The 17,437-nt window shown below is 60.9% G+C and carries 12 protein-coding genes; all 12 read left to right on the forward strand.

All coding sequences use genetic code 11. From position 1 onward, the window contains the following. Nucleotides 1–7: 7 nt before the first annotated feature. The 12 genes from B0G83_RS32470 to B0G83_RS32530 all read left to right on the forward strand — a co-directional run bounded on the left by B0G83_RS32470 (nt 8) and on the right by B0G83_RS32530 (nt 17,025). On the forward strand, nt 8–559 hold the full coding sequence (locus B0G83_RS32470; RefSeq protein ID WP_105511421.1) for a penicillin-binding protein activator LpoB: 552 nt from the start codon (nt 8–10) through the stop codon (nt 557–559). An 82-nt stretch (nt 560–641) separates the two neighbouring features. Next, entirely contained in the window at nt 642–2,054 is a 1,413-nt protein-coding gene (locus B0G83_RS32475; RefSeq protein WP_105511441.1) for a PelD GGDEF domain-containing protein, read from the forward strand. Next, nucleotides 2,047–3,057 carry a hypothetical protein gene (locus B0G83_RS32480; RefSeq protein ID WP_105511422.1) on the forward strand — a complete coding sequence of 337 codons (1,011 nt, stop codon included), beginning with the start codon at nt 2,047–2,049 and terminating at the stop codon, nt 3,055–3,057. The genes B0G83_RS32475 and B0G83_RS32480 overlap by 8 nt, the downstream gene beginning before the upstream one ends. After that, nucleotides 3,054–4,712, forward strand: coding sequence for a GT4 family glycosyltransferase PelF (gene pelF, locus B0G83_RS32485; RefSeq protein ID WP_105511423.1), 1,659 nt, complete (start codon nt 3,054–3,056; stop codon nt 4,710–4,712). Before B0G83_RS32480 ends, pelF begins: the two co-directional genes overlap by 4 nt. Continuing rightward, entirely contained in the window at nt 4,712–6,085 is a 1,374-nt protein-coding gene (gene pelG / locus B0G83_RS32490; RefSeq protein WP_105511424.1) for an exopolysaccharide Pel transporter PelG, read from the forward strand. Before pelF ends, pelG begins: the two co-directional genes overlap by 1 nt. A 133-nt stretch (nt 6,086–6,218) precedes the next feature. After that, the gene (locus B0G83_RS32495) at nt 6,219–7,349 is read left to right on the forward strand and encodes an endo alpha-1,4 polygalactosaminidase (protein WP_105511425.1); all 1,131 of its coding nucleotides are present in this window, start codon (nt 6,219–6,221) and stop codon (nt 7,347–7,349) included. Nucleotides 7,350–7,405: 56 nt separating this feature from the next. Continuing rightward, nucleotides 7,406–8,305, forward strand: a complete 900-nt coding sequence (locus B0G83_RS32500; RefSeq protein ID WP_374954959.1) for an endo alpha-1,4 polygalactosaminidase — start codon at nt 7,406–7,408, stop codon at nt 8,303–8,305. Nucleotides 8,306–8,367: 62 nt separating this feature from the next. Beyond that, nucleotides 8,368–9,390 (forward strand): UDP-glucose 4-epimerase GalE, encoded by a 1,023-nt coding sequence (gene galE, locus B0G83_RS32505; RefSeq protein ID WP_105511427.1) that lies wholly within the window; start codon nt 8,368–8,370, stop codon nt 9,388–9,390. A 64-nt stretch (nt 9,391–9,454) separates the two neighbouring features. Continuing rightward, nucleotides 9,455–11,272, forward strand: a complete 1,818-nt coding sequence (glmS, locus tag B0G83_RS32510; RefSeq protein ID WP_105511428.1) for a glutamine--fructose-6-phosphate transaminase (isomerizing) — start codon at nt 9,455–9,457, stop codon at nt 11,270–11,272. Nucleotides 11,273–11,658: 386 nt separating this feature from the next. Further along, the gene (locus B0G83_RS32515) at nt 11,659–12,186 is read left to right on the forward strand and encodes a hypothetical protein (protein ID WP_105511429.1); all 528 of its coding nucleotides are present in this window, start codon (nt 11,659–11,661) and stop codon (nt 12,184–12,186) included. 978 nt (nt 12,187–13,164) lie between these two features. Continuing rightward, nucleotides 13,165–15,603, forward strand: coding sequence for a hypothetical protein (locus B0G83_RS32525; protein ID WP_105511431.1), 2,439 nt, complete (start codon nt 13,165–13,167; stop codon nt 15,601–15,603). Between the two features lie 414 nt (nt 15,604–16,017). After that, the gene (locus B0G83_RS32530) at nt 16,018–17,025 is read left to right on the forward strand and encodes a PoNe immunity protein domain-containing protein (protein WP_105511432.1); all 1,008 of its coding nucleotides are present in this window, start codon (nt 16,018–16,020) and stop codon (nt 17,023–17,025) included. Nucleotides 17,026–17,437 lie beyond the last annotated feature (412 nt).

Genomic DNA, 17,437 nt, shown 5'->3' on the forward strand with positions numbered 1-17,437 from the left:
ATTCTTCATGTACGGCATCAAAAAATTGGCTCGAACCAGCGCCTGGTGTGTTGCGGCAACCACGCTGGCCCTGCTCGTAAGCGCCTGCGGCACGGTCCGCCAGACCTCGGGTCCGACGCTGTCGCGCGGCGACAAAGTGGCGGTGGTGTCGATCGCCAACTACACTGAAACGCCCGACGCCGGTCACAGCGCCGAGTCGATCGCGGCGAACACGCTGCGCGCCGGCGGCATTGCCGACGTGCGCATCGCGCCGGCCGATGCCAGCCGCAACGCGATGTTCGACACGACGCAACGCGCCGACGGCGACAAGGCGCTCGACTGGGCGCGCTCGCAGAATGCCCGTTACGTGCTGTCGGGCGCCGTCGAGGAATGGCGTTACAAGACCGGCGTGGACGGCGAGCCGGTGGTCGGCGTGACGTTCGAACTGATCGACGTGTCGAACGGCGCCGTGGTGTGGAGCGCGACCGGTACGCGTACCGGCTGGAGCCGCTCGGGTCTGTCGAGCGTGGCCAGCTCGCTGATCGCCAAGGTGCTGTCGCCGTTGCAGGCGCGTCAGTAAGCTTATCCCCGGGTGGCCGGCTGGCGCGTGAAGCGCGGACCGCGCACCGGAACCCGATACGACAAGTGAAAAGGAAATGGCCGTGAATACCGCAGCCGTGGAAAACAACCCGGGCGCCTCGAAGCCGCGCCATGCGCATCCGTTCGGCAATCTCGGGCGTGTGCGCCGCTTTCTGGCGCCCGCGGTGGCGCGGCCGTTCGCGATCGTGGAAACCATCGCGCTCGTGGTGGCCGTGCTGGCGTTGACGCGCTGGCTTCATCCCGAAGACCCGTTGCTGCTGCATGCCGGCTACCCGTGGGTGTGGCTGGTGGCGCTGCTGGTGTCGCTGCGCTACGGCAGTCTGCTCGGCCTGCTGTCCGGGGTAATCATGCTGGGTGCATGGGCCTTTTTCTATCCGCACGGCAACGCGTTTCCCGCGATGTTTTTCGCGGGCGGCCTGATCCAGACCATTCTCGCCGGGCATTTCGGCGACACGTGGGGCAGCCGCGCCGAACGCGCGTCGTCGCTGAACGATTACCTGAACGACCGGCTCGTCGCGCTGACCAACAGTCACTATCTGATGCGCCTCTCGCACGAGCGGCTCGAGAAAGACCTGTTGTCCCGGCCGACCACGCTGCGCGATTCGATTACCGAATTGCGCCGGCTTTCAGTGGCAACGGATACGGCGCTGGCCGTGCCGGCCGCCGTTGCGCCGGGCGACTCGCTGACCGGCGCGAGCGGCTTGCTCGAATTCGTCGCACAGGCCTGCCAGATCGAAGTGGCGGCCCTGTACCCCGTGCGCGACGGCAAGCTCGGCACCCAGGCGATCGCGCAGATCGGCGACGCGTTCGAACTCGAGGCGAACGACGAACTCGTCAGACACGCGCTCGCCACGCTGAGCGTCGCGCATCTGAAGAACGAAGACACGATGGTGCCGGTCAGCCAGTATCTGGTCTGCGCCCCGCTGGTGTCGGCGGACGGCGAATTGCGCGCGCTGCTGATCGTCAAGCGCATGCCGTTCCTGTCGCTCAATTTCGACAACCTGCAACTGCTGCTGGTGCTGCTCGGTTACTACGCCGACGGCGTCGAGCATTCCGCGTTCGTGCAGCGCATTCTCGACAGCGTGCCGAACTGCCCGTACGAATTCGCGCTCGACCTGAGCCGCCTGACGCGTCTGCAGCAGAAGGCGGGCGTGGCGTCGTCGCTGGTGGCGCTGGCGTTCCCGCGCGATGAAGAGGGCGATTCGCTGTTCGAACACGTCATGCGTCGCCGCCGTTCGCTCGACGTGATGTGGCCGGTGCAGACCGCGAAACAATCGGTGCTGGTGAACCTGATGCCGGCCACCGACACGACCGGTATCGACGGCTATCTGGCGCGGATCGAGGCGAGCCTCACAGCTCAGTTCAACACCGACCTGGAACACGCGCGCGTGGGCGTTCATACGCTGCACCTCGAGGGCGACGAGCCGGGCGCGGCGTTGCTGCGTCTTCTCAAACGAAGCGGCCTCGATGTCTAAGCCCCTGTCTCTCCTCGTGAGCGTGCTGGTGGCGCTGCTGGCGGCGGTTCTCCAGTATCTGGCGGTCGCGAGCCTGCTGACGCCGGCCGGCGCGCTCGACCCGCTGCTGCGCTTTCTCGCGCTGCAGGCCGTGGCCGGGCTGGCCGAGGCGATCGCCTTGCGCCGCTGGCTGCCGCCGAACTATCGCGAACCGCGGGCGATGTCGCTGCTGTTCCTGTGGGCGACCTGCACGTTCGTGCCGTTGTTCGGCGGCATCGTGGTGCTGATCAGTTGCATCTGGGCCGCGCTGTTCCCCGGCCGCAAGGAAAGCGATCAGCTCACCGACGTGCCGCGTCCGGAATTCGTCACCTATCTGGTGTCGCGCGTGTCGCACGGCGGCGGCGCGCGCCTGCAGGCACGCCTCGCGAATACTCAAGTGTCGGCCACCGACCGTTTGTCCGCACTGGTGGCGATCCAGAGCATGCCGACCCGTACCACGGGCACGTTGCTGCGCGAATTGCTGGCCGATCCGCTCGAAGACATTCGCCTGATTGCGTACGGCACGCTGGATCACGCCGAGAACGAAATCATGCAGAAAATTTTCCGCACCGGCAAAGCGCTGGAAGCGACCAGCCACGACGCCGAGCGCCACGCGCTCAATCGTCTGCTGGCCGAACTGTATTTCGAACTCGTGTACCAGAACCTGGTGCAGGGCGCGGTCTACCGGCACACGCTGCAACAGGCCGACCGCTATGCGCAGGCGGCGCTCGAAACCGATCAGAGCGACGCCGCGCTGTGGCTGATTCGCGGCCGTCTCGCGCTGGCGAGCGGTCTGCCGGAGGCCGCTCACGAACATATTGCACGGGCGCTGGAACTAGGCTTCCCGCGCGAACGGCTGGTGCCGTGGCTGGCGGAAGCGGATTTCCTGCGCGGCGACTACGCCAGCGTGTCGCAACTGCTCGGCTCGCTGGGTAACGCGGCCGCGTTGCCCACACTCAAACCGGTGGTGAAGTACTGGTCATGATCAACGAACTTCCTGTACGTCGCGCTGCCGACGCCGATGTCTGCCTGCTGCTCGAAGGCACGTTCCCGTTCGTGCGCGGCGGGGTGTCGAGCTGGGTCAATGAAATGATCCGCTCCTATCCGGCGACCCGTTTCGCGATCGTGTTCATCGGCAGCCGCCTGCAGGACTATTCGGGCGTAGCGTACGCGTTGCCGGACAACGTCGTGCATATCGAAACGCACTTTCTGTACGAATCGGAGCGGGCCGACCTGCCGCAGCCGCGCGCAGTGGCCGGCGACGCCGCGGCCTTCGCCCGCTCGCAGGAATTGCACGATGCATTGCGCGATCCGCGCGGCGGCGTGGACGCCGGCACGCTGATGGCCAGCATGATTCCGATGCTGGGGGAGAACGGCGCGCTGAACGAGGCGGAGTTTCTGTCGAGCCGCGCGGCGTGGGACACGATCGTCGATCAGTATCAGAAGTACTGCACCGACCCGTCGTTCACCGATTATTTCTGGACCGTGCGGATCATGCACAAGCCGCTGTGGCAACTCGCCCGCGTCGCCGAAAAGCTGTTGCCGGCGCGGGTGTACCACACGGTGTCGACCGGTTACGGCGGCTTTCTCGGCGCGCTGATGCATTACCGCACCGGCCGGCCGCTGCTGATCTCGGAACACGGCATCTACACGAAAGAACGCAAGATCGACTTGCTGCAAAGCCAGTGGATTCGCGACAACCGCGGCGTGTTCGAGCGCGATATCTCGCGCGTCAGTTATTTCCGTGAGTTGTGGGTGCGCTTTTTCGAGGCGATCGGCAAGCTCGCTTACGACGCCGCCGACGACATCGTCGCGTTGTACGAGACGAACCGCCAGCGCCAGATCACCGACGGCGCGCGTGCCGAGCGCACGCAATGCATACCGAACGGCATCGACGTCGACGGTCTCGCGCCGCTGGTGGCGCTGCGCAAGCCGCGCGCGCACCGCGTGGTGGCGCTGATCGGCCGGGTGGTGCCGATCAAGGACATCAAGACCTTCATTCGCTCGATCTTTATCGCGTCGCGCAGCCTGCCCGATCTGGAAGGCTGGATCATCGGGCCGGAAGAGGAAGATCCCGCCTACGCGCTCGAATGCCGTGCGCTGGTGGAGAGCCTCGGGCTCGGCCGGCATGTGAAGTTCCTCGGCTTCCAGCGTATCGATGAGATGCTGCCGCAGGTCGACGTGATCGCGCTGACCTCGATCAGCGAGGCGCTGCCGCTGGTGGTGCTGGAGGGCTTCGCCGCCGGCGTACCCGCCATCACCACCGACGTGGGTTCGTGCCGCCAACTGATCGAAGGCGTCGACGAGGAAGACCGCGCGCTCGGTTCGGCCGGCATGGTGGTGCAGCTCGCGGACCCGGCGGCCTTCGCTCAGGCGGTGCTCGCGCTGCTCGCCGACGAGGCGCGCTGGCTGGCCGCGCAGCAGGCGGGCCTGGCGCGCGTGCGCCGCTACTACACGAAGACACAGATGATCGACCGCTATCGGGTCTTGTACGAGCGCCTCGCCGCGCTGCCGGATCGTAAGGCGAATGCCGCGGGCGGCGACGCCGCGCGCTGCCCGGTGAACCATGGCACTCAATCGAACGGAGCGGGCGCGCGTGCGCAGACCGCGGCGTCCGTTCACTCGCAGGAGACACGCTAATGGCGGGGATTGGCTTCGAATTGCGCAAGATCATGCGCCGCGACACGCTGATGGGCGTGGCGCGCGCCTATGCTTACGCGGGTTTGATCAGCTCCGGGCCGCTGATTCTGTCGATCTTCGGCATTCTGATTATCGGTTTGATCAGTCTCACGTCGGTGATTCCGACCTTCGCGATCGTGCAGTTCCAGGTCTCCGTCACCTACCTGATTGCATTGAGCCTGATCCTGACCGGGCCGTTGCAACTGTCGTTCACGCGTTTCATTTCGGACCGGCTGTTCGAGAAGCGCGACGATCTGGTGCTGTCGAACTATAACGGCGTGGTGCTGGTGTCGTCGCTGCTGGCCGCCGTGGTTGCGGTGATTGCGACGCTGGTGGGGTTTCGCGGCGAGCCGGTGATCTACCGTCTGTTGATGATCACGGGCTTCGTGGTGGTCAGCAATATCTGGATCGCCGTCATTTTCCTGTCCAGCGTGAAGCAGTACCGGCAAATTCTGCTGGTGTTCTTCGTGGGCTATGCGTGCGTGGTGTGTCTCGCGCTGGCGTTGAACGGCTATGGGCTCGTGGGTTTGCTGGGCGGGTTTGTCGCGGGGCATATCGTTCTGCTGGCCGGTCTGTCGGGGCTGATCTATCGCAACTACCGCTCCGAGCGTTTCATTTCGTTCGAAGTGTTCGAGCGCCGTTTCGCTTATCCGAGTCTGGCGCTGGTCGGGTTGCTGTTCAATATCGGCGTGTGGCTCGACAAGTTCATGTTCTGGTATTCGCCGGGCACCGGTACCCGCGTGATCGGGCCGCTGCATGCGTCGGTGATTTACGACATTCCGATTTTTATCGCGTACGTGTGCGTGATGCCGGGCATGGCGACCTTCCTCGTGCGTATCGAAGCGGATTTCGTCGAGTATTACGACGCGTTTTACAACGCGGTGCGCAGCGGCGCCACGCTGCGTCATATCAACGAAATGCGCGACATGATGGTGGGCAGCGTGCGCGCCGGCCTGTACGAAATCATCAAGGTGCAGACCATCGTGCTGTTGCTGATCATCGCCTTCGGCGAGCACGTGCTGGCCTCGCTCGGCATTTCGCCGCTGTATCTGCCGCTGCTCGTCGTCGACGTCGTGTCGGCGAGTCTGCAGGTGCTGCTGCTGGGGCTGCTCAATGTGTTCTTCTATCTGGACGGACGGCGCATGGTGCTGCGGCTCACCGCCGGCTTCGTGGTGCTGAACGGGCTATTCACCGGCATCACGCTCCGGCTCGGTCCGGACTACTACGGCTATGGTTTCGCGCTCGCGTTGCTGGTCGTGGTGGTGGCGGCCGTGAAAATGCTCGATAGAAAATTCACGTCATTGGAATACGAAACGTATATGTTGCGGGGTTGAAGGAGCGGCGCTGCCGTTTTCGATTCAAGATCGTCGCGGGTCTGCCGTTCATACGGTGAGAGCCAGACGCGTTGTGGGAATCGAAGCGGCGTGTCTGCGCCTTGCCCTCGTATCGTTCGACCCGGATTCCAATATGTTTCAGCTTTTTCTCGGCCCATTGCGCCGGGCCGCCCGCGCGTGGCTTGCCATCGAGCTTCGTTGTGCGGTTTGCCGTACGTTGCGTCGGCGCGGCGCGGTGGTCGCCGTTGCAGCGGGTTTGCTGGCCGCGTGCGGCGGCGGTTCCGGCGGCGGCACCTCGGGCGCCGCGACCGTGGCGGCGACGACGCCGGCCGCCGGCAGTACCGCTACGCCGACCAACCCCGCCACGACGACCCCGCCTGCCACGCCCGCGCCCGTGATTGCGGCGGCGCGCGCCTTGCCGGTCGCGCCGGTTTGGACCGTGTATTACGGCGATGCCAGCGGGCTCACCCTCAGCCAGGTGGCGTCGACCTTCAAGCTGATCGTGATCGACGCGGACCCCGGCACCGGCACGCCGGCGTTCTCCGCCGCGCAGATCGCGGCATTGAAGGCCAACGGCGCGAAAGTGTTGAGCTACCTTAATTTCGGCGCCTGCGAGAAATCGCGCAGCTACTGGGGCACCGTGCCGTCTGGGTTCGTATCGTGCGGTGCGAACACCGCCGCGCAACTCGGTAAATATTCGGGCTTCCCGGAATACTGGATGAATCCCGCCAACGCCGATTATCAGAACCTGATCGTGAACTACGTCGCGCCGCGTCTCGCAGCCACCGGCGTGGATGGCTTCATGCTCGACAACTTCGAGATCGTCGGACACGGCACCAACACATCGGGCGGTCCGTGCGACGCCACCTGCGCGCAAGGCGGTCTCGATCTCGTCAAGCAGTTGCGCGACCGTTTCCCGAATCTGGCGTTGGTGCCGAATGCGGCGCCGGTGCAGAGCATCGCCGGGAGCAGTGGCGGCGTGGCGTTTCCGTGGTTGATCGACGGTGTGCTGGTGGAGCAGGCCTATCTGCCGTCGGTGAGTACGTCGCTCGTGCAGCAGTTGCAGTCGTGGCAAAGCACGGAGCAGAACTTCGGACGCAGCGGCTTTTTTGTCGGCTCGCTCGACTATGTGTCGTCGTGCACGGCGACGTCGAGCGCGCAAACCGCGTGGACGGCCGCGCGGCAGGCGGGTTTCAGTCCGTCGATTTCGACCGAGGCGCTGGATAGTATTTGCTGGTGGTCGTTTCTGACTTCCGTTAGCTAGTACGGCGCGCGCACCGCGCGCGGATTTGCTCGAATAACATCCAGGAGGAACGGGGTTTGGCTCAGCACGATGACGACCGGCGCTTTTCATTGCGTCACTTACTTGGCCTTGCTAGCCGCTTTGCGCGCATGGCCGCGTTCGGCGCGCTGGCGTCGGTGGCGCACGCGCAGGACGCGATGAGCACGCCGGCGGGGCCTTCGATCGCGCTGTTCTACGGCGCGAATCCGCCGGTTGATGAACTGGCGCGCTTCGACGTGGTGGTGGTCGAGCCCGATGCGCGGTTCGATCCGCATGCGCATTCGAAAACGCACCCCGCGTGGTTCGCCTACGTCAGCGTCGGCGAAGTGAATCCGCATCGCAGCTATTTCAGCGCGATGCCGAGCACGTGGCTGCCGGGGACGAACGACGCGTGGGCGTCGCATGTGGTCGACCAGACGGCGCCCGAGTGGCCCGCGTTTTTCGTGGACAAGGTAATCGCGCCATTGTGGAAGAAGGGCTATCGCGGCTTCTTCCTCGACACGCTCGACTCCTATCAGCTGATCGCCAAAACCGACACCGAGCGCGCTGCGCAGGAAGCCGGCATGATCCGCGTGATCCGCGCGATCAAGTCGCGTTATCCGAAAGCCAGGCTGATCTTCAACCGCGGTTTCGAGATCTTGCCGCAGGTCCACGATCTCGCTTATGTGGTCGCGTTCGAATCGTTGTATCGCGGCTGGGATGCGAGCAAGCAGGCTTATACCGAGGTGCCGCAAGCCGACCGCGAGTGGCTGCTCGGGAAGGCCGCGACGATCCGCGAGCAATACCGGCTGCCGGTGCTGTCGATCGACTACTGCGATCCCGCCGACACCGCATGCGGACCCGCCACGGCGGCGCGCATCGCGGCGGATGGGATCGTGCCGTACGTCACCGACGGCGATCTCGCCACGGTCGGCGTGGGCCTGTCCGGGCAACAGTGAACGGGCGCCAGGCGCGCACGGGCCGGTAGATAGTTCAAAACATCTGAAACGGGGAGGAGCACATGGTCTTGAAGGGCACGATTCTGGTAACCGGCGGCGCGGGCTTTATCGGCTCGCATACGTGCGTGGAATTGCTGAACGGCGGCTACGACGTAGTGGTGGTCGACAATCTCGTCAACAGTAACCGAGAGTCGCTCGCGCGGGTCGAACAGATCACCGGCAAGCGCGTGGCATTCTACGAGAACGATTCGCGCGACAAAGCCGTGCTAGAGCGTATTTTCGACACGCATCCGATCACGGGAGCGATCCACTTCGCGGCGTTGAAAGCGGTGGGCGAGTCGGTCAGCAAGCCGCTCGAATACTACGACAACAACCTCGGCAGCCTGCTGACGTTGCTCGGCGTGATGCGCGACCGCAACGTGAAGCAGTTCGTATTTAGTTCGTCGGCCACGGTGTACGGCGTGCCGGAAACCTCGCCGATCGATGAATCGTTCCCGCTGTCCGCAACCAATCCGTACGGTCAATCGAAGCTGATCGCCGAACAGGTGCTACGCGATCTGCAGCTGGCGGATGCGTCGTGGCGGATCGCCACGCTGCGTTATTTCAATCCAGTCGGCGCGCACGAAAGCGGACTGATCGGCGAAGATCCAGGCGGCATTCCGAACAACCTGATGCCGTATGTCGCGCAGGTCGCGGTCGGCAAGCTGGAGAAGCTGCGCGTATTCGGTGGCGACTATGACACGCCGGACGGCACCGGCGTGCGCGACTACATCCATGTGGTCGATCTGGCGCGCGGACACCTGGCCGCGCTCGATGCGCTCGTGCGGCGCGACGCGAGCTTCGTGGTGAATCTCGGCACGGGGCAGGGCTATAGCGTGCTGGACGTGGTGCGCTCGTTCGAAAAGGCCTCCGGCAAGCCGGTGCCTTACGAGATCACGGCGCGCCGTCCGGGCGATGTCGCTTCCTGTTTCGCCGATCCGGCCGCGGCCGAGCGGCTGCTCGGCTGGCGCGCGCAATACGGCATTGAACGCATGTGCGCCGACCACTGGCGCTGGCAGTCGACCAATCCCGCGGGTTACGCCTGAAGTCTGAATCGATCCGAAGCCGTTCGCTTCATCCCCAACATCCTGAAGTAGGAAAACAAAAACTATGTGCGGCATTGTCGGCGCGGTAGCGCAACGTAACATCGTACCGGTCCTGATCGAAGGACTGCGGCGTCTGGAATATCGCGGCTACGACTCCTGCGGTGTCGCCGTGCTGGCCGATGGCGGTCCGCGTCGCGCGCGCAGCACGGCGCGCGTCGCCGACCTCGAAACGCAAGCGCTGGATACGCAACTCGAAGGCGGGACGGGCGTCGCGCATACGCGCTGGGCGACCCACGGCGCGCCGGTGACGGACAACGCGCATCCGATTTTCTCGAAGGATGAGTTGGCATTGGTGCATAACGGCATCATCGAAAACTATGAGCCGTTACGCGAGATGCTGCGTGGTCAGGGCTATGTTTTCGTGTCGCAGACCGATACCGAAGTCGTTGCGCATCTCGTGCATAGCCTTTATCGCGGCGATCTGTTCGCGGCGGTTCGCGAGGCGGTGACGCACCTGGAAGGCGCTTATGCGATCGCGGTCGAGCACAAGGATCATCCTTCGCTGGTGGTCGGCGCGCGGCAGGGTTCGCCGCTAGTGGTCGGGCTCGGCGACGGCGAGAATTTCCTCGCTTCCGATGCGTTGGCGCTGGCCGGTACGACCGAACGTTTTATCTTCCTCGAAGAGGGCGATGTCTGCGAATTGACGCTGGCGGGCGTGCGGATTGTCGGCCGCAATGGCGCCGATGCGCAGCGCGAAGTGCGCGTGGTGACGGCGTATGGCGGTGGCGTTGAACTCGGGCCGTATCGTCACTTCATGCAGAAGGAAATTTTCGAGCAGCCGCGGGCGATTGCCGATACGGTGCCGCAAGGCGATTCGTTCGATGCGGCGCTGTTCGGCGAGCGCGCGGCTGCTGAGTTTGCGGGTATCGACAGTTTGTTGATTCTGGCTTGCGGTACGAGCTACTACTCGGGGCTGACGGCGAAATACTGGTTGGAGTCGATCGCGAAGATTCCGACGCAGGTCGAGATTGCCAGCGAATATCGTTACCGCGAATCGGTGCCGAATCCGAAGGCGCTGGTGGTGGTGATTTCGCAATCGGGTGAGACGGCGGATACGCTGGCTGCGTTGAAGCATGCGCAGTCGCTTGGGCATACCCATACGTTGTCGGTCTGCAATGTGGCGACAAGCGCGATGGTGCGGCTGACGTCGTTGTCGTTTCATACGCACGCGGGTCGCGAGATTGGCGTGGCGTCGACGAAGGCGTTTACGACGCAACTGGTCGGGCTGTTTGTGCTGGCCGTGACGTTGGGGAAAATTCGCGGTGCGGTGAGCGCGAGCGATGAAGCCGATTACGTGCGTCAGTTGCGTCATTTGCCGGCGGCGTTGAATGCGGTGCTGGCGTTGGAGCCGCAGATTATCGGGTGGGCGGAGAAGTTTGCCGCGAAGGAGAGTGCACTGTTTCTCGGGCGTGGTGTGCATTACCCGATCGCGCTGGAAGGGGCGCTTAAGCTCAAGGAGATTTCGTATATTCATGCGGAGGCTTATCCGGCTGGGGAGCTTAAGCATGGGCCGCTCGCGCTGGTGACCGATGCGATGCCGGTTGTGACGATTGCGCCGAATGACGCGCTGCTGGAGAAGCTGAAGTCGAATCTCCAGGAAGTGAAGGCGCGGGGTGGGGAGCTTTATGTGTTCGCCGATGCGGATACGCGGATTAGTAGCGAGGCGGGGATTCATGTGATCCGGATGCCGGAACACTATGGGCCGCTGTCGCCGATTCTGCATGTGGTGCCGCTGCAGTTGCTGGCTTATCACACTGCCTGTGCAAGAGGGACGGATGTGGATAAGCCGAGGAATCTGGCGAAGTCGGTGACGGTGGAGTAGGGGGTGGGGGAGCAGAAGCTGCTAAGTTGCATTAGTTTCGGTTGCGGGGGCTGACTAACCGCTGAGCCTTTTGTCGCAAGGCGTAACCAGAACTATCGTCAAAGGGCCGCTGGAGTCATTTCCAGCGGCCCTTTTTTGCGATTGTCCTAGCAAGCTTGGGAATTGCACCGCGCGAACATGCGCGACCCAGGTCTCGCCACGACCCGCGGCATTAAGACATCCGGGGGCACAGCCACCTCCAAGTCAGTGGTCAACGCCGTATTGCTTTGATTGCGCTCGTGCCGCCCACTTCTCATAAAACGGACAATAGATTTCGTAGAGGTGCGCCGGTAGAGGGGCTGCGGGATGCAGACCGCTTTTGGTATAGCTTTAGGTAACTCTGCGAAATGGTCTTTCATCTCTCGGCGAAGCATCGGGTATCCAAGCTACCGGGCCATAAACTCAACGGGGTGACGAATCTAAAAATTGCCCCCAGTCTGCGTCCGGAGGGTGAGCTAGACGAGGACGATCTTGACGAAGATGCCAGAGCGGAAGCTAGCCAGGAATTGCTCGTAATAGTGCGTAGCATGGCTCTGAGTGGCGAGAACCTTATCGCCTCGAAAGAATACATGTCGCTAAAGGAGGGGGGCTACATAACATCGGTTACATGGAAGACCAAGCAAACGGCCAATTCATACGATATACCGCATCCGCACGCAGAATTTGAGGATGGCGAAAACGGCAAGAGCTTTAAGTACTCCGTTAAGGGAGCCTATCGCTTCCAGGATGGTAAATACACGAGGACCGCACGCCCCGTTGACGATGGCGAGCGGGAAAGCTTCTATCAACTCATCGAATTGGTGGCGCGCTCGATACTGGTGAATATAAGGGCGAAGCGGACGTCGGGCGTTATCGTTGAAGTGGCGACAGGATGACCCGCTATCGGTGGTTGCAGGCCGACTGGCCGCTGCCGGTCCGGTCCCTCGCCACGCAGATACGGCAGCGGTCCTTCTCGGATGATGGCTCAAGTGGCTTCATCTTGGATAGGGTGCTTGACGATTTCTTGGAAGCTAGGTACGTCGAGCGTTACGAATACGAAGAGACGATTGCGGACCCGTCGGCAAGGAGCTAACGTTTAGCCGCTTAGAGTTCCACCAGACGTTGTTTCGGGCTGTGCCGGAATGACCCGGATTGGAACTCATGGATGCTCCTCGGTCCACGCAGAGCCCTGTGAGCCAACTCTTGGAAATATCCAATTTCGCTCTTCCAGTCACTCCGCTGACGGTAGATGTGATGTCTTGGGGCGATGTCTTTCAAGAATACTTCGGCTGCCGCGTGGTTATCGATTCCATCCAGTTGGGTGCGCGGCAAATCGAAAGGGGGTTAAGGCAAAAGTTGTGCTGAAGGTAGAAGAGACGTACGGTTCGCATACAAAGAGCTCGTCGCTGGAAGGAAGCATGTTCTTGAGAAACTCCAGTTCCGCGCTGAACTAGGGCATTTGAGGGAAACGGTACTTATGGCGAACAATGCATCGGTCAAAATTGAGGGCAGTGACCTGCACGACGAGACCTTGGTCGCTCTACGATCAAGTCTGCCCAAGCATGCTTCTCAATGAGTGAGACATAATCGGTCTCATGGTAGCGCTTCTGATGTTCGAAGACGAGCAGACGCGGTACAGATAAGCGGGCTGCTCGCGTTTGTTTTGTAGAATGCTGTAACCGAACCGCTGATAATAATCTAGGCTCATGCACGCTGCAGAAGAGAGCCAAACCAGAAACAGCGCAAACAATGCCGGACGGTATTGCGCGCATTCAAGGGCATTGCCTTCTGGCCCGTGTCCACCAAACCGGTCTCCACGGGCTGTCCCGGGCGAATGGTTCCTTTCCAACGCTCATCAAAACGCTAAGCAAACAATGAAAACAAGAAAGCCTAAACCGGCCGGACAGACCGCGGCGTCGTCCGGAATCTTTATTTCCGTCGTCGGCAGGTGCCTCATGGAAACAGGCCATCAGATCTTGCGATATCTGCCGCCGTTACTTGTGCTTTTGTTGCCACTCTTCGCACTCTTGCCAGACCAAGGACACGAGGTCATTGAAACAGTGGTTACGGGCAGGCAGTGGGCATACATTGCCCTAGTACTGACGCCCATGGCGCTGACATCCCTGCTTCATTCCGTGCAGATGCTGCGCCGGTCTGCACATCTTCGAAAATCGTCTGCCGCGCCGATACCGATTGAGACAGGCACCCCGTTTTTTCTGACCTTGTTGATTACAGCAGCGGGCCTACTTGTACTCGCTGCACCGCTGTATTTGTTTAAGCTGGCGGACAGCGAATGCGTGAAGGGATTGCAAGGATTTAATGCCGCTGATGAATGTCGTCCCGGATGGTCGCTCCTGTTTCTCTCGGCTTACTGTTCGTCATTGCTTTTAATTCCGTTTCTCATGCATGCGCGCGGCAAAAGCGTTGGAAAAGTGGGTGGCGGACTTGTGCACAAAGTGTGGCGACACGCACCAGCCATCGCCCAACTCTTGCTGGTGCTTGTCCTCGGTTGCGTGATCGTGAGAGACGACACGGTCATCAAGGACTACGGCCCCGTCATCGCCGGCGCTCTGGTCTCGCTGCTCCTTGCCCGCTTGCCAGAAGCGTCTGGGCCGACGGCAGCTACGAAGAATTATTGGCAGAAACTAAACGCCTGCGTCGGTGAAGCATGGCCTACTGTGGCCTTGGCCGCAATTACGCTCGTGCTGTTTGCAGCCTACCCGATAGCAATCGGCCGGAAACTAGGTAGCCTCTTCGTGCTTTACGCCGGTGTTCTGTGCTGGCTGGTCATCGTGTCGTTCGTATGGTCGTGTTTTCTCATGCTCCGTAATCGACTGCCGATTGCTGGTTTGTGTATTCTGGCAGCAGTATGTCTAGCCGTGTTCGGCGTAATCGATGGCTCATTCGATGCCGTCACTGCTACGAAGGTAAGTGGCACCTCCTTGAACAGCGTCACAGGTGGAGACTCGTCTCTTCAGTCTGTTGCGGCGATTTCCATCGCGCAAGATTTCAAAGTATGGTCGTCGCTCACTGCAGATAGTGGCGAGCCGCGCAAAGTCGTAATTGTTCTAGCTGAAGGTGGTGGCGTTCGCGCTGCCCAATGGACGAATGACATGCTTTTTGGGCTAAATGCCGCCAACTCCGGCATCTTGCGGAACACGTACGCAGTCGTAGGTGTATCGGGCGGAGCCTTAGGTTCGACCGCCTACATTGCGCGGCTCGCGGCCCTATATGACTATCAACTCGAACACGGCACTGGAAACGGGATAATTGGCGAACCGACGGCCGTCGCCCTTAATGGTGCGAAATCAGCCTTAACTCAAGACCTAATGGCGCCATGGCTGGCTCGCTTCATCAGCATCGGTGCAATTCAAGCCTTTCTACCCGGCGAGGTCGCTCCAAGCGCACTTCTTCCTACCTTATGGAGGTTCGACTTCACGTGTACAAACGAGGATTTTCCGTCTTACCCAAGACCGGAATCTCGTGAGATCTGCAACCGCATGCCGGGCCTACTTAATGCGCCGATTCGGGACTTTCCTAAATCTATCGGTAAACGCGCTCTTCCGAGGTTGGTGTATACGTCTACTCATGTGGAAACCGGAAAACGGGTTATTGCAGCGTCCGTCCAATTTACAGCAAGCGATTTCCCCGGTGCCTTTGATTTCAATCGCGTGCTTGGCGGCGACATATCGCTGCTAGACGCAACCTATTCGAGTGCGCGCTTTCCAGGCATTAGTCGCCCCGGCACGCTTCTCGACGCCGGCGCTCAAGCACATGGGCACGTGGTCGATGGCGGTTACCTAGACGGGTCGGGCGCGCTGACAGCATCTGACATCGTTGACGCTATCGTACGTGCGAGCGATAAAAAAGTCATACCGATTGTCCTGGATCTTGACAGTAGCCCCGATGACAACAAAGTGGATAACGAAGTGCCGGATGTGACTCCAGCGACTGGAGCATCTATTAATGCAACGTTCGGGATGTTCCAAGGCATAAAACACGCCAACGGTGTTCGCGACTTAGCTGCCGTGGCGGCCTTGCGTCGCCAGGTTTGTGCGTTGGGTGGAGGTCTCCTCACTCTCGGGGTTCCGCGCGACGCAGGTCCGCTTGCGCTAGGGTGGACGCTTTCTCAACAGGCATCCAACAGACTCGACAGTGCAGCGTACAAAGTGGCGCGACCGGTCGTTAGTCCGGATGCTCGTCCTGCGGGGCCCGGGTCCCTGCAGAACGCCTACAAACTCGCCCGCTCACAATGCATCCAGGAAATGGAGGGAGCATCGACTGACTTGTCTCATCCGCGGTCACAGCCTTAATGAGGGCGACGAGCATGGACATAGCGACCAACAGTTGCCATCGACTCACCACTTCAGGGATGCCGAGGTCGCGGCAGCAGCGCGGCGCAAAAAGTCACGCTTGCGGCAAGTTACACGGATATTCTGGTCGCGTCCGCATCCGGCAGTGCTCACCATGAGCACAACACAGACAACATTTTTGACACTACTTCCCTTCGACTGAGCTATACCGTGGTCTAGCGACACCAATCACAGTCAACAAACATGATTGATTTCACGGACGAACAGATAGCTGCCAGAGAGGTCCGCAGCGCCGCTTACCACGAAGCGGGTCACAAGATGCTTTATGAGCGCTTCGGCGGCGCCGGTGATGCGGTCGTGTGGAAAAACGAGAGTGGGAAGCTACTACGAAAATCGGTTTAAGAGACTCAAGCCATGGGCGATTTTGAAGCGGTAAGGCGTCAGAGATTCCTAAGCAACCGGTACTACGATTGGTTGCTGCCGCAGTTCACTGAACAGGTCGAGTATTGGGCACAGCATGACGCGCCCAGTGGCGCAAGTGAGCCCGAGCGTAAGGCGCTTGCTGCAAGGTATCGGGCATCCTACGCTCATCGTCGATTTCTGCTGGAGTTCACTAGCGGGAAAAGCCTGGTCGCGTTGCGAAATGAGTTACCGCTGCTGGTCGATACACTAGAGTTGTATTCGACACTGAACCGCGCTGCAATGTGGGACGACAGCGTCCCGCCCCTGATGTTTGGTGAGATTGGTGAATACGAGAAGGCAATGCAACTCATCAGTCTTTGTCATCTTCTGCATTGCACGGAGTTGCTTCCGCGTTTGGCAAACACGCTTGACCGGTTCTATTGTGCACAGGACACCCTCTATGAAGATTTGCTGTCGTATGGCATGGACGGCCGGTACGACGTTGACAAATGGTTTCATGACCGGCCGTACAGGTTACTGATTAACAGCTTCTACCGCGATTCCGAAGAAGAGAGCATTCGAGATGTCGCCGCCTATCTTGACGCTTGGTACCCAGCCATGAAAGAAGCGCCTTGGCATGATTGCCACTTGAAAGCTAACGAGCAAGAGGGCGGCGCATACGTCGGCTATTGGGCCATCGAGGCCGCGGCCGCCGCATATCTTCTGGAACTCGACGATACTTCGTTTCGTAACCACCTCCTATATCCAAAGGATTTGACGGACTTCGCGCGAGCGTTCGAGGTACGACAACAACCCCAGTCCGCAGAGGCCGGCGCTAGACCGCTGACTGTTCGCACCGGTCAGATTTGCCCCGAAACAGGTGTTTGGAACGCTGCAGGCCACAACGTGCCCGGCGTGATGGTACGGCAGGGCGAAGTGATGCCCGACGTCTACATTCCGGACGCACGAGGAACGCTCAAACCCACACCCGCCACATGGATCTTCGAACGCAAGGCATGAGCGAGTGCTCGCTCGCCAGCAGGCGAGCCGTATCAACTTGAAAAGCCTGAGTCGGGGTGGCAAAGCTGGCTTGGGAGCTACCCGCCCACTTCCTTTCGCCGCGCGGGTCACACCCGAAACGGTCAACCCAAAGATCAGGTTGTCGATACCCCACTGCGACAGACACAAATCTCTTGCAACATCGGTCCGGCCTATACCTGCGTTTCGCAGCAAGGCGAACACCTTTCGAAGCAATTGTGACGACTCCGGACCCATTGGATTTGCGCTCTAACATTCCGTTACAGTCGTGCTTTGCTATCTGCATGCAGAGGTTGCGAGTAAGCGTCATTTGAAGGCCGTATCGACATCGACGTTGAGAGTGTCCAAAGTGATGTCCATCACTTCGAGTAGTGGGGACCACTTTGATGACAGA

This window comes from Paraburkholderia sp. BL21I4N1, from assembly GCF_002973525.1.
In the GTDB taxonomy this organism is placed as follows: Bacteria; Pseudomonadota; Gammaproteobacteria; order Burkholderiales; family Burkholderiaceae; genus Paraburkholderia.